The sequence below is a fragment of the Nostoc sp. MG11 genome, assembly GCF_014904695.1.
Taxonomy (GTDB): domain Bacteria; phylum Cyanobacteriota; class Cyanobacteriia; order Cyanobacteriales; family Nostocaceae; genus Komarekiella.
Map to the genome: position 1 here is coordinate 149,811 of NZ_JACXXN010000010.1, position 12,677 is coordinate 162,487.

The window sequence follows — 12,677 nt, forward strand, 5'->3', positions numbered from 1 at the left end:
ATCCTCCTTTAAGAGGTTTGTGTGCAATTTTTTTAAACAATTTATGATTTACGTATATCTAAATGGCAATATGCAGTCATTAAATAGATTTGAATACTTTTGATTTTTCTCTATCTTAATTTAATAGATTTTTTATATTTTTATATAATTAATGCATTTGTTTTTTCTATAATATGAGCCTAGGTTAAGTGATATTGCAATTTATAACAATTTTTACTCAACTTTTTCATTAATTCAAACTCTATAATCTACATAGTATATGACAAACTACTATTCAGTAGAAAGTAGAGATATCTGCACTTAGACATGTTATCTCTAAAACAAAAGAGTGTATTGCCTATAAAGTTGCTTGCTAGGACATCTATAAATGTACTACTATGATTCCGAATAAAATTAACTGAGTATTGAGCTAGTGAGTAAAGCAATAGCTGTAATATTATCCTACAATGCAGTCAGACCGGATGGTACAACTGACTCAGCCTTAGAGTTACTAACTGCTGGTTGAGAACTAGGATATCACGGTGTTAGCTCTCTGAATAATAAGTCCTGAATTCAAAATGCTAAATTCAAGGTGAGAAAACCGTAAAACGAAGAATATCGATATAGTTTTTCAACATTAATGCTTAAGACTCAGCGAAAACTCTGAGATGCGAAAGCCTCTGATAGCTGTATCACTGCCGAGATGTGCAAGGCTTTGCGGATATTCCTTGTGTCTAAAATACACAAAAAACCGCTATTTCAGAACAGTTGGGCAGTAAGACCCGCATCTCGATAGTTTCTCTTTCCTGCAAAGGCGAACATAAATTCGGTGACTTATTACTAATTGTTATGGCGGTAAAATGTTTAGTCCTTTGTCATTGGCAGTAAACTGGATCTCTGCCCCAGGACAAATATCTATCCTAAAGATCTGATAATGTCTTGTGGTCATCTCTCATCATAATCAAGAGACATCAAGCCAGAAACGCGATTAATCGTGTCTTGTGTGTACTCGGAGTTTAAAATACCAGCAGAAAACTAGAGACGTAGCATGAAAGTCACCCAGGAGAAACTTCCCGCCAGCCAAATTGGTTTGGAAATAGAGATTACGCCGGAAATTACAAAGCAAACTTACGAACAGGTCATTAAAAACTTAGCTAGCACTGCCAATATTCCTGGGTTTCGCAAGGGCAAAGTGCCTAGACCGATATTGCTACAACGCCTAGGCATCACTCGAATCAAGGCAGCAGCGCTAGAAGAACTAATTCAAGACGGCATCGAGCAAGCAGTTAAGCAAGAAGCCATTCAGGCAATTGGTCAGCCACAATTGCGCTCCTCATTTGATGACTTGATTAATAATTATGAACCAGGAAAACCTTTGACCATTTCCGCTGCTGTCGATGTGGAACCAGAAATAAATCTGGTGCAGTACACCGATTTGCAAGCCACAGCAGAGGACGTCAAGTACGATCCAACTCAAGTTGAGAGTGTCTTAAACAAGGAACGTGAAGAATTGGCGACACTGATTCCTGTAGAAGGACGTGCAGCCCAATTCGGCGATATTGCCGTAGTTGATTTTAAAGGTATGCTCTCTAAAACTGAGGGCGAAGATGAAACAGTCGAACCAACACCAATTCCCGGTGGTGAAGCAACTGATTTTCAATTAGAGTTGCAGGAAGATAAGTTTATTCCGGGTTTTGTCTCTGGCATGATAGGGATGAATCCTGGAGAAACTAGAGAAATTTCGGCTCAGTTCCCAGATCCTTATGTCAACGAAGAATTAGCTGGAAAAGCGGCAACCTTCACGGTGACAATCAAAGAATTAAAGGAAAAAGAGCTACCAGAATTGAATGATGACTTTGCCCAAGAAGTCAGCGATTTTGAAACTTTAGCAGAATTACGTGCTTCTCTAGAAGATCGATATCAAAAGGAGGCTGAGGAGAAAACCAAAACAAATAAGCAGGAAGCACTGTTAGTAGAACTGCTCAAGCATGTAGAAGTTGATTTGCCAGCAACGTTGATTGAGCAAGAAGTGGATGCGATGTTGACGCAAACAGCCATTCGTCTATCTCAACAAGGATTGGATGTCAAGAAGTTGTTTACTCAAGATATTATTCCTCAGTTGCGGGAGCGATCGCGTACTGAGGCAATTGAACGTCTAAAGCGCTCTCTATCCTTACGAGAAGTCAGTAAACGCGAATCAATTCAGGTGACACCAGAAGAAATTCAAGCCAGAGTCACAGAACTGTTGGAGCAGTATACAGATCAAGATATTGACGCCGAAAGACTGCAATCAGTTGTGGAAAACGAACTATTAACTGAAAAAATCATTGATTGGCTGCTGGCACATTCATCAGTTGAACTTGTACCTGAAGGCTCCTTGAGTGCTACAGAAGAAATGGAAGCAGAAGCAGCAGCAGAATTAGATGCCCCTAAGATAGAGGAAGAAAGCGGCGAAGCGCCAAAGATAGAGGAAGAAAGCGGCGAAGCGCCAACAGAAGCTACACAAGGACAATGAAAATTCCAACAGCAACGAGTCTACCAGTTCTAAGTTAAGGAATTGGTGAGGTGAGGAAAATGAGGAAGGGAGAAAAATTTCAAATTATTTTCGCTCTACAACTCAGTACTTACGACTCAGGACTGATAAGGCCAGAATAATGAAGGAATCTTCAACAAATAGCTACGTTGTTACCGTCTTAGCTTAATACTGGGTTGTACGAGAGGAATTTATATGAGGCATAATGGTTAACACGTAGCTCAAATTAAAATCCCATCCGCAATAAAAGCAGCGTACGCCCTTGGTGTTAGCATCATCGCTGCTTTGAACTCTGTACCACTTATTGTCAAATGTTCTTGTATGCTTGTATCACAGTCGGGAAATTACCCAATTAGCAGTTCCAGTATTACAAAAATTAACTCCCAGTTGAACAGCCCTAGCAACATCGTGCCGATGGTGGTAGAACAATCTGGTATGGGAGAAAGGGCTTTCGACATCTACTCCCGCCTGCTGCGAGAGCGGATTATTTTTTTGGGAACCCCAATAGACGATGCTGTAGCCAATTCAATTGTTGCTCAGTTGTTGTTCCTCGACGCCGAAGACTCAGAAAAAGACATTCAACTTTATGTTAATTCTCCTGGTGGCTCGGTCTACGCAGGGATGGCAATCTATGATACAATACAGCAGATTCGTCCTGATGTTGTCACTATCTGTTTTGGATTAGCTGCGAGCATGGGGGCCTTTTTGTTAACAGCAGGGACTGCGGGTAAGCGCATGTCTTTGCCAGACTCCCGCATCATGATTCATCAACCACTGGGTGGCGCTCAAGGACAAGCCATTGACATAGAAATTCAAGCCAGAGAAATTCTTTATATTAAGGCTAAGTTGAATCAGTTAATGGCTCAGCATACTGGTCAACCCTTAGAAAGAATTGAAGCAGATACTGAGCGCGACTTTTTTATGTCGGCAGAAGAGGCAAAGAACTACGGTTTGATCGATCAAGTCATTTCCAGACAAAATCTTCCCACAGCAGGGGAAAACGTCACCATTCTGAAATAAGAGGCTGGTATGTCTAAGTACGACTCCCATTTAAAATGTTCGTTTTGTGGCAAGTCTCAAGAGCAGGTGCGTAAATTGATCGCGGGGCCGGGAGTCTACATCTGCGATGAATGCGTTGACTTGTGTAATGAGATTCTAGATGAGGAGTTACTCGACACTAATGGTGCAGCCGCGCAACCAGCACCACAGTCAGAACCGCCTCAAAAACGTCGCGCCCGTTCTTCTAATCTCTCGTTTAATCAAATACCTAAACCGAGAGAGATCAAAAAGTATCTAGACGAACACGTCATTGGTCAAGACGAAGCTAAGAAAGTTTTATCAGTCGCAGTTTATAATCACTACAAACGGCTGGCGATTATTCAGTCTAAAGCCAATGGCAAAGGTGGAGCGGCGGATGATGCAGTAGAACTGCAAAAGTCTAATATTTTGTTAATTGGCCCGACTGGTTGCGGTAAGACTCTCTTGGCGCAAACCTTAGCGAAAATTCTCGATGTACCCTTTGCTGTCGCCGATGCCACGACGCTGACGGAAGCAGGGTATGTGGGAGAAGATGTAGAAAATATCTTGTTGCGACTATTGCAGGTGGCAGATTTGGATGTTGAGGAAGCACAGCGGGGAATTATCTACATTGATGAAATTGACAAAATTGCCCGCAAGAGCGAAAACCCTTCGATTACCCGCGATGTTTCTGGCGAAGGTGTGCAGCAAGCTTTACTGAAAATGTTAGAAGGGACGATCGCTAACGTACCTCCTCAAGGAGGGCGTAAGCATCCCTATCAAGACTGCATCCAGATTGATACCAGTAATATCCTGTTTGTCTGTGGTGGTGCCTTCGTAGGCTTAGAAAAGGTTGTGGATCAGAGAGTTGGCAAAAAAGCAATAGGCTTTGTGCAACCGGGAGAAGGTCAGTCCAAGGAAAAACGGGCAGCCGATACTCTCCGCTATCTAGAACCGGACGACTTAGTGAAGTTTGGCATGATTCCAGAATTTATCGGGAGGGTGCCAATGGTAGCGGTAGTAGAGCCATTAGATGAAGAAGCGCTGATGGCGATTCTCACCCAACCACGCAGTGCCTTGGTGAAGCAGTACCAAAAGCTGCTAAAGATGGATAATGTCCAGCTAGACTTTAAACAAGAAGCTTTGCGGGCGATCGCTCAAGAAGCTTACCGTCGTAAAACTGGTGCTAGAGCATTACGGGGTATTGTAGAAGAACTGATGCTGGATGTAATGTACGAGTTACCATCCCGTAAGGACGTAACGCGCTGTACGGTAACGCGGGAAATGGTTGAGAAGCGATCAACCGCTGAACTGATAATGCATCCATCTTCACTACCGAAGCCAGAATCAGCTTAATAGTCATCAGCTATTAGTCATTAGTGAAATAAAAATGACTAATGACAAAAGACAAACAGATAAGTCTGTAGCAAGATCCTACAGGATGCATCGGCTTCCTAGAACTCTAAAGGTCAGTGTCTTGTGATACATAGCGCAATGTAAAGCCTTCTCTTCTCTATGAGAGGCTGTGCCAACGGTATGGCTTCTCTGTGAGAAGTTTTGCTTCTCCGTAGAAGTACGCAAAGCATCTCGTAAAGAAGGACAAACAGAAGTTCGGTAGCCAAACGGAACTTCGCAGACAAAGGACAAAGTACAAATGCCTTATATTAATGTTCGTGGAGTTGAGCATTATTACGAGTGGATGAAAAAACCATCTGATTCTTTGGTGAAACCAGTGATGGTTTTCATTCACGGTTGGGCTGGTTCGGCTAGATACTGGAGAAGCACTGCTAATGCTTTGTTAGACCAATTTGATTGTTTACTCTACGATTTGCGTGGGTTTGGGCGTTCTTGTGGTAAGCCAACAATAGTCCAAGCTAGTGAATCTGTTGTCGAGTCGCAGTCTCCCCAGGCAGAATCAGAGGCAATAAGAGAGTTAACCTATGAATTAGAGGAATACGCTGAGGATTTAGCAGCTTTGCTAGATAAATTGGAGATTCAGCGTGTCTATATAAATGCTCACTCAACGGGTGCATCTATTGCGACTTTGTTTTTTAACCGCTATCCCCAGCGAGTAGAAAGAGGCATTTTGACTTGTAGCGGGATTTTTGAGTATAACGAAAAAGCCTTTGCAGCCTTTCATAAATTCGGTGGCTATGTAGTCAAATTCCGTCCCAAGTGGTTAGGGAAAATACCATTTGTTGACAGAATGTTTATGGCTAGATTTTTGTATAGCCCTATACCAAATTCTGAACGTCAAGCTTTTTTACAAGATTTTCTCGAAGCTGATTATGATGCAGCTTTGGGTACAATTTTCACTTCAGTCAGTAAAGCACAAGCTGAATTGATGCCGCAAGAGTTTGCTAAACTGACAGTACCGACTCTGCTAGTGGCTGGGGAGTATGACAAGATTATCCCAGCGGAAATGGGGCGTCAAGCAGCCGCATTAAACGATCAAGTTGAGTTTGCCATAATTCCTGGTACAGCGCATTTCCCGATGTTGGAAGATGCACCAACTTATCTGCGGCGGGTACAAGAGTTTTTACAACTTACAAAGCTAGAGCCGCAAGCAGGTTAGCTAACAAATAACCATTGTAAAAATGTTGTATGAGTGGGATGCTCTTTATTGCCTCTCAACATTTCCTTTCGTGAATGATTTACTTTACTGATAGATGAATCTGATTAGATGTGTTTACTTTGCTTATTAAAAAATTCAAAGGCGTAGCCGAGTGGCAGTAAACGGTATACAACATCTATTTACAGTACTTTTTAGGTAAATGAATCACATATTTTTATCTAACGTAGCGGAAAGTAGAGTCAGTGCTACCGAGAGCGCTTTGTGTCGGAATCTTCTGGCTTGGAGCGGAAAGTCAGAGCGGCAGGAGCCGCCTCTGAACTTTCCAAGAGAGCGGCGGCTTCCGAGAACTTTGAGTGCCTGCTTCCGTTGCTCAGACTTCTCTTTGTCCAATGTAGTGGCTCAATTTTCTAAGACAGAGCCGTACAGAGCAATACAAAAGTAGGGTTGCGTGTGCAAAATTCTAAATCTAAGTAATTTGTTAGGCTTATTCCTTCTAACTTGAAAATCAAACTTTGGTTGAAACCCAACAAGAGTATGTGGCTGAAGTCGTTGGATGGCGACAGCCAAAATTCAAATATTGATTAAGGAGTTTAAATTGCAACCTCAACAGACTCAACACTAACTTGATAACCAAGTTTTTCTAAGCGTTTAATCAAACGTTTCTTGACACTTTCCGGTCGTTGTTTGTCAAAATAATCAGCTCCTAAATCTTTATAAGGTTCCTGGCGCGATATCAAATGATAGGCGATCATTAAAATAAAATGTGCGACTGCCACGGCAGCAGGCTTTTTACCCCTTCGTACACTAATGCGACGAAACTGAGAGGCAAGGTAAGTTTTGGTACGAGCCAAAGCATGGGCGGCTTGAACCAAGATAGTTCGTAAGGCGCGATTGCCTTGACGGGTACTAGTTGAAAGCTTTTTCCCACCACTTTCATAGTTTCCAGGAGCAAGCCCAGCCCAAGCAGCCAAGTGTTCGGCACTTGGGAAACGGGTCATATCGATGCCAATTTCCGAGACAATAATTTCAGCAGATCGGCGCGCGACACCTGGGATCGTGTCAATTAACTCAACCGCCTTTTCAAAAGGGCCACAGTACTCCTCGATTTGTTGATCGAAAAGTTCAATTGTGTGGTCAATACTATCAATTTGAGCGAGTAGCTGTGCAAGGATAAACCTTTGATGAGGACGAACTCGACCTTCAAGGGCTTGTACTAATAACTCATGCTTATTTCGCATTGTTCCCTTTGCTAACTCAGCTATTAGCTCAGGTGTACTATTCCCCTTGACTATAGCAGCGAGCATAGCTCTGGCCGAAACACCCATAACATCACTCGCAACTGAGGCAAGCTTAATATTAGCTGCTTCGAGGACTTTTTGAACCCGATTGATCAAGTTAACTCGTTCTCGAATGAAGTTACTACGATGACGGGTTAAGTCTCGTAAATCTCTTTGCTCAACTGGTGGAATAAAACTTGGACGTAGCAGTCCGTGCTGTAATAGTTCGGCAATCCACTGTGAATCTTTAATGTCGGTCTTACGTCCCGGCACAGCTTTCATATGACGGGCATTAACCAACATAACTTCAAAGTTTCCTTCTAGGATATTAAATACAGGTCGCCAGTACTCTCCAGTACTTTCCATTGCTACGTGGGTACAACCATGACTTGTCAACCAGTCAGAAAGATTTAACAAATCCTTAGTCATTGTCGTAAATGTACGAATTTCCTTGTGCATTTGCCCGAACTCTTGGGGGTGATTGCACATGCTACTACAGTCTTTTTATGTACATCTAAACCCGCACAATGTGTATAGACTACCTGCATATATCCACGACCTACCACAACAGCGTCAAATTCATAGGGGCTGACACTTGGATACCTCTTGCGGTCGATTCGCTCCTTGCGTGCTTACCACCACTACACATAGCGTGGTAGCGACAATTGGCAATGCCTCTGGGTATCCGGGTTAGACTGCCCTGCAGGCTAATATTGCTCTACTGAAGGAAGGACTACCTCATTGTCTCAGCCTTAACTGGAAACTACCACATTTTCATGCTTGGCGGTGAAATTTATTTCATTGGGACTGCCCTTTCCTTTGGGTTAACTCAAACCCAACTCTCGTTTTAGTAAGTTAATCGAGTTAGTGCCGATGTAATTTTCAACCTTAATCAGTTTAGGTGGGCGAATAATGTCTTCAAGAGCTGTTTGCACCGCTGCTTGTACTGCTGCAAAACTAGCCAGATCGCTAATTATTACCTCGGCTCGCTTGACGATCGCCTGAAGTTTATAAGCATCTTTTGGTTGGGAAGTCATTATCAGTAGTTCGTCTCCACGTAAACCGTGCAGGATAACTTCTGCGGCTCGTGCAATCCCAGAACTGAGGCTAACTATGCCTACACAGTTTTCTTTTGGTAAGATTTTCAGTAGGTTGAGTTCTTTGGTGTAGTCGTAGATATCCAGAGGAATCACTCGTACAGCTTTGGGAGCAGCGATCGCCTCTACATCTCCAATAAAATATCGACTTGTAACCACTGTAGCAGAGGTAGTTTGATCTAGTACAGCCGCTAATTCTTCCATTGCTACCAACTGTACTGGTATTTTTAAAGCTCGTTCTAATTCATACACCATCAATTCACCAGCACCCATGTCGTGAGACGGAACTGCAACCAGTACTCGCGCACTACAACGCAAGCGCCAGTCAATTTCTGCTAAAAATAGCTCTCGTGCTTGACTGAGCGAACATCCTTGAGAGAGCAGTTCGTCTAGTGCTTGTTGAACAACTTGATATGCATTGGGATTTTTTTTGAGAATTGGCGATTGCAGCCTACTACCGCCCTCATGGCCTTGAGCACGGACATAAATTCCTGAACCAGCCAGACTTTCGACAAATCCGTCTTCTTCTAGCTGGCGGTAAACTTTGCTAATGGTATTCCGGTGTAACCCAGTTTGCATTGCTAACGCTCGTGTGCTTGGCAATTTGTATCCAGGCGGATATTGCCGGGAAGCGATCGCAAACCTGATTTGATTAAACAGCTGGGTTGATGCGGGAATTTCGCTGTCTGGCTGAATACGGAATTGAATCATCACCAAACCTCCTAAGTACTAGCAGCGGCAAGTAACCAGCTGTATTTACTAAATGTCAAATATTTTATTTACACATGAAGTTTTTCTGGTGGGAATTTCTAATGCAATCACTGTTGTTAACTGATAATTTGATTGGAAATAGGCTGGACATACTGGCATAGTTATATCAAACAATCACATAACTCATCACACGCACTGGTAAAAATTATTATGACAGAGCGAGCAATCGACACCACAACGGTTAAACTTTCTCTACGAGATGCTACGCCAACGCAAGATAATTTCCAAATAGCTGCTTACCTGGCACAGCCAAAAGAACCTGGTTCTTACCCAGGAGTTGTTGTATTGCAGGAGATTTTCGGTGTCAACATTCACATTCGGGAAGTGACAGAACGCATTGCCAAAGAAGGGTATGTGGCGATCGCACCTGCACTGTTCCAGCGTCAAGCCCCTGGCTTTGAAACTGGCTACACCCCGGAAGATATCGAAATTGGTAGAAAATACGCTATGCAAACTCAAGCATCAGAGTTATTGAGCGATATTCAAACAGCAATTGATTACCTCAAAAGCTTGCCCCAAGTCAAAAAAGATGGCTTTAGCTGTATTGGCTTCTGCTTTGGTGGTCATGTAGCCTATCTTGCTGCTACTCTACCAGATATCAAGGCTACAGCTTCCTTTTATGGTGCTGGTATCACTAGTCGCACAATGGGAGGTGGCGCTCCTACCGTTACTCGCACAAGCGAAATTACTGGCACTCTCTATGCCTTCTTTGGTATGCAAGATAGCAGTATACTCACCCAACAGGTAGACGAGATTGAAGCAGAGTTAGAAAAATACAAAATTCCTCATCGTGTGTTTCGCTACGATGGAGCTGATCACGGATTTTTCTGTGACCATCGTGGCAGTTATAATCCTAAAGCTGCGGCCGATGCTTGGGAGCAGGTGAAACAACTTTTTGGTCAACTGGTCTGAAATCCATGCAGTCAAGGCAGTCTTTGTCATTTGTCATTGGTCATTGGTAAGAACCAGAGATAAATGACAATTTAACTGCTAGTGGCATCAGCTCAAATAACAATTAATCTTCAAAAGTCATGAATTCCGAATCGAAACTTTCTCAAACAGCCAATTCGTCCTTCACAATGGACGACTTTGCCAAAGCACTAGAAAAACACGACTACCAGTTTCAAAAAGGACAGGTTGTACACGGCAAGGTGTTTCAACTTGACCATGATGGAGCTTATGTCGATATTGGTGGTAAGTCGTCAGCTTTTCTTCCCCGCGATGAGGCTTCTTTGAGAGCAGTGACCGATTTATCAGAGGTGCTGCCATTGCAAGAGGAACTTGAGTTTTTGATTATCCGTGATCAGGATGCAGAAGGTCAAGTTACTCTTTCCCGAAAGCAGTTGGAAATTCAGCACATCTGGGAACGACTAGCGCAAATGCAGGAAAATGCCCAGACGGTGCAAGTACGAGTTATGGGTGTAAATAAAGGTGGTGTCACCGTTGATATTCTCTCTTTGCGGGGATTTATTCCGCGATCGCACTTGACCGAGCGTGATAACTTAGAAGCACTCAAAGGCCAAAATCTGACTGTTGGCTTTTTAGAAATTAATCGTAACACGAACAAACTCATACTTTCTCAGCGCTTGGCAACTCGTTCTAGCAACTTCAGTCTGCTAGAAATAGGTCAGTTGGTGGAAGGTAAAGTAACTGGCATCAAGCCTTTTGGTGTATTTGTAGATTTGGATGGTATGAGTGCCTTACTCCACATCAAGCAAGTGAGTCAAAAATTCATTGAATCTCTAGAAAAAGTTTTTCAGATTGGTCAGCCGATTAAAGCTGTCATTATTGATTTGGATGAAGGTAAAGGCCGAGTTGCTCTTTCTACCAGGGTTTTGGAAAACTTCCCCGGCGAAGTCCTAGAGAATATGGACGAGGTGATGACGACCGCTGAGGCGCGTGCTAATCGAGCCAGTAACAAAACTGCGGAATAGCTGTTAAATACATAACAGTGATTTTTCTTGGCAATAGCTCTTTCGGAGTTGGTGTAAAGTATCTTCATGAAAGGCATAAGTAATTAACCCGACTAATTCGCCCCAACTGTACAACTCAGACTCGGAAGTAGCTTGCAAAAATTCCTGAGTAAAGAATTGCGCCCACCAGTTGGGCGCTTGCTTTTTGCGCCATTCAGAAATAGCCAGAACTTTTGACGCGATGATTGAAGAACTGTTGAGGTGGTACAAGCGTAGTTGATTTTCTAGCGTGGGTTTATAGTTTTATGCTAAATGGTAAGTTTGCGATCGCTTCTACATTGACTCTAACGGTGCAATCTCGAAGTCATTAAACGAGCAAACATTGTAAGACGAAGCTGCTAAAGCTCTTACCAGCTTATCGTCGAGAGTCAGCAAACTAGCATTAACCTGCTGTGAAAGTCCAACATAAGAAGCATCATAGGCGGAGATGTTGTAATTTAATGCGATCATCACTGCATCCGCCATCAAGTCAGCAGTGGAGGCGACACGTAAAGGAAAAGCTTTGAGAGTGGCTAAATCTATCTGAACCTCAGCAGATGTGTACATCCTTATACGCGCACGTACTTCCATAAAACGTTGGCACACTCGATGTAAAAAAGGTCTGGTACAAAAATTTCAGTCTGTGGATTAGCAAGATAACCAAAGAGTTGATTAACTTTGGCAGTTAGTGGATCAGCGATAAAATACTTGATGCACACACTGGTATCTACGAGGCATCTGAGATAGGTTGTCATCTATCGCGGTCTTCTCGAATCATTTCGATACTATCAGGCAATCCAAAATCTGCTGGATTCAAGCGGTGGCGACGATGATCGATTTCCTCTAAAAGTTTTGGGACATTCTTTCGTTTTTCGTCTTCAGTTAACTGTGTTTTTGTCTTCTGCAAGGCGTTCTGCAATATTGTAATAACTTGAGCATCAACTGAGCTATTTTCAGCTTGAGCTAACTGTTGCAGCTGTTCGTATAACTCATCGGGTATATCTAGTACATGAAGGGTAGTCATTGATTGACCTCCCAAAAGAATTTATAGGTAATGGTAGCACGATCACAGTGAGGGGGAGAGCAAGGAGGGCGATCACCTTTGGTTTGTGGGTGCGATCGCTTTATTACCTCTACTACCCACCTGTTTATTCTGATTTCTCTAGCAGAGATTTTAGTGATGTTTTTCGTAAAACCCAATCAAGATAAAGTACAAGAATCTGCATTTTCAGAAAGTTGTTAGCACTTTTGATATTGGCATCACTCAGTACCCATTTACAAAACTTTTCCAGCAATATTCCAACAATAACTTCAACAGACTTATTTACAACTATAGGGATTAGTGTTTCTAGCATTGCGATTGTCTCAGTAGCTTGACTGAGTTCAATGTCGCAATTTTCTTTTGTAGTTATTTATCTGACTTACCTTGACTTAGCCTGACTTACACTGATTTAACTCCACATTTTGATAAAAACT

The 12,677-nt window shown here is 42.7% G+C and carries 12 protein-coding genes; 7 read left to right on the top strand and 5 right to left on the bottom strand.

The window, feature by feature from the left end:
• The first annotated feature begins 1,027 nt into the window (after window positions 1-1,027).
• The 4 genes from tig to HCR01_RS16760 all read left to right on the top strand — a co-directional run bounded on the left by tig (window position 1,028) and on the right by HCR01_RS16760 (window position 6,104).
• Window positions 1,028-2,494 carry a trigger factor gene (tig, locus tag HCR01_RS16745; RefSeq protein WP_193197264.1) on the top strand — a complete coding sequence of 489 codons (1,467 nt, stop codon included), beginning with the start codon at window positions 1,028-1,030 and terminating at the stop codon, window positions 2,492-2,494.
• 339 nt (window positions 2,495-2,833) lie between these two features.
• Window positions 2,834-3,532, top strand: coding sequence for an ATP-dependent Clp endopeptidase proteolytic subunit ClpP (gene clpP, locus HCR01_RS16750; protein WP_193197265.1), 699 nt, complete (start codon window positions 2,834-2,836; stop codon window positions 3,530-3,532).
• Between the two features lie 9 nt (window positions 3,533-3,541).
• Window positions 3,542-4,885 carry an ATP-dependent protease ATP-binding subunit ClpX gene (gene clpX, locus HCR01_RS16755; protein ID WP_193197266.1) on the top strand — a complete coding sequence of 448 codons (1,344 nt, stop codon included), beginning with the start codon at window positions 3,542-3,544 and terminating at the stop codon, window positions 4,883-4,885.
• A 298-nt stretch (window positions 4,886-5,183) separates the two neighbouring features.
• On the top strand, window positions 5,184-6,104 hold the full coding sequence (locus tag HCR01_RS16760) for an alpha/beta fold hydrolase (protein WP_193197267.1): 921 nt from the start codon (window positions 5,184-5,186) through the stop codon (window positions 6,102-6,104).
• A 590-nt stretch (window positions 6,105-6,694) separates the two neighbouring features.
• Here HCR01_RS16760 and HCR01_RS16765 read toward each other — a convergent pair.
• Both HCR01_RS16765 and HCR01_RS16770 read right to left on the bottom strand, forming a co-directional pair.
• On the bottom strand, window positions 6,695-7,840 hold the full coding sequence (locus HCR01_RS16765) for an IS110 family transposase (RefSeq protein ID WP_226889386.1): 1,146 nt from the start codon (window positions 7,838-7,840) through the stop codon (window positions 6,695-6,697).
• A 365-nt stretch (window positions 7,841-8,205) separates the two neighbouring features.
• A complete protein-coding gene (locus HCR01_RS16770; RefSeq protein WP_193197268.1) occupies window positions 8,206-9,189 on the bottom strand; it encodes a GntR family transcriptional regulator in 984 nt (327 codons plus the stop codon).
• A 210-nt stretch (window positions 9,190-9,399) separates the two neighbouring features.
• Between HCR01_RS16770 and HCR01_RS16775 the strand changes: the two genes are divergently transcribed.
• Both HCR01_RS16775 and HCR01_RS16780 read left to right on the top strand, forming a co-directional pair.
• Window positions 9,400-10,161 (top strand): dienelactone hydrolase family protein, encoded by a 762-nt coding sequence (locus HCR01_RS16775; RefSeq protein WP_193197269.1) that lies wholly within the window; start codon window positions 9,400-9,402, stop codon window positions 10,159-10,161.
• A gap of 119 nt (window positions 10,162-10,280) precedes the next feature.
• Entirely contained in the window at window positions 10,281-11,183 is a 903-nt protein-coding gene (locus HCR01_RS16780) for a S1 RNA-binding domain-containing protein (protein ID WP_162394358.1), read from the top strand.
• A gap of 3 nt (window positions 11,184-11,186) precedes the next feature.
• On the opposite strand, the gene HCR01_RS16785 is transcribed toward HCR01_RS16780, so the two are convergent.
• From HCR01_RS16785 to HCR01_RS16795, 3 genes are all read right to left on the bottom strand, one after another.
• Window positions 11,187-11,432 carry a hypothetical protein gene (locus HCR01_RS16785; protein WP_193197270.1) on the bottom strand — a complete coding sequence of 82 codons (246 nt, stop codon included), beginning with the start codon at window positions 11,430-11,432 and terminating at the stop codon, window positions 11,187-11,189.
• Window positions 11,433-11,495: 63 nt separating this feature from the next.
• Window positions 11,496-11,792: a type II toxin-antitoxin system VapC family toxin gene (locus HCR01_RS38720; RefSeq protein WP_226889387.1), complete on the bottom strand. Its 297-nt coding sequence runs from the start codon at window positions 11,790-11,792 to the stop codon at window positions 11,496-11,498.
• A 160-nt stretch (window positions 11,793-11,952) separates the two neighbouring features.
• Window positions 11,953-12,225 (bottom strand): hypothetical protein, encoded by a 273-nt coding sequence (locus tag HCR01_RS16795; RefSeq protein WP_193197271.1) that lies wholly within the window; start codon window positions 12,223-12,225, stop codon window positions 11,953-11,955.
• Between HCR01_RS16795 and HCR01_RS38725 the strand changes: the two genes are divergently transcribed.
• Window positions 12,225-12,410, top strand: coding sequence for a hypothetical protein (locus HCR01_RS38725; protein ID WP_226889388.1), 186 nt, complete (start codon window positions 12,225-12,227; stop codon window positions 12,408-12,410). The two genes, HCR01_RS16795 and HCR01_RS38725, sit on opposite strands and share 1 nt — an antisense overlap.
• The last annotated feature ends 267 nt before the right edge of the window (window positions 12,411-12,677 follow it).